2 tRNA genes and 1 rRNA gene are annotated in these 530 nt (G+C 50.8%); all 3 read left to right on the plus strand.

What is annotated here, in order from left to right:
* Positions 1-133 precede the first annotated feature (133 nt).
* Positions 134-210: transfer RNA gene (locus tag IEX81_RS16495), tRNA-Ile, on the plus strand.
* 6 nt (positions 211-216) lie between these two features.
* A tRNA-Ala gene (locus IEX81_RS16500) sits at positions 217-292 on the plus strand.
* A 159-nt stretch (positions 293-451) separates the two neighbouring features.
* Positions 452-530, plus strand: a 23S ribosomal RNA gene (locus tag IEX81_RS16505); the annotation flags it as partial.

Genomic DNA, 530 nt, shown 5'->3' on the forward strand with positions numbered 1-530 from the left:
GTAACAAGGTAGCCGTATCGGAAGGTGCGGCTGGATCACCTCCTTTCTAAGGACACAGGATCCATAGCAAAACGTTTGGGCTTTTGTTCGGTTTTGAAGGACACATTCCTTCAGCAGTCTATTAAATTGGTGGGGGCCTGTAGCTCAGCCGGTTAGAGCGCACGCCTGATAAGCGTGAGGTCGGTGGTTCAAGTCCACTCAGGCCCACCATGATTTGGGGCCTTAGCTCAGCTGGGAGAGCGCCTGCTTTGCACGCAGGAGGTCAGGGGTTCGATCCCCCTAGGCTCCACCAATTACAATGGGCCGTTTAAAAATGTTTTTTTAAACATCCTATAAGTACGATCCTTGAAAACTGGATAGCGAAAGCAAGTACGTCAAGAGATTCATCCTAAGCTGTTAACCAAGAAGCCAGCCGGCGTTGTGATTCGCCGCTGATTCTGGGTTAAAAAGTGGTTAAGTAATCAAGAGCGCACGGTGGATGCCTTGGCACTGGGAGCCGATGAAGGACGGAACGAACTCCGATAAGCTCC

The organism is Sporolactobacillus putidus, assembly GCF_014647035.1.
Lineage (GTDB): Bacteria > Bacillota > Bacilli > Bacillales > Sporolactobacillaceae > Sporolactobacillus > Sporolactobacillus putidus.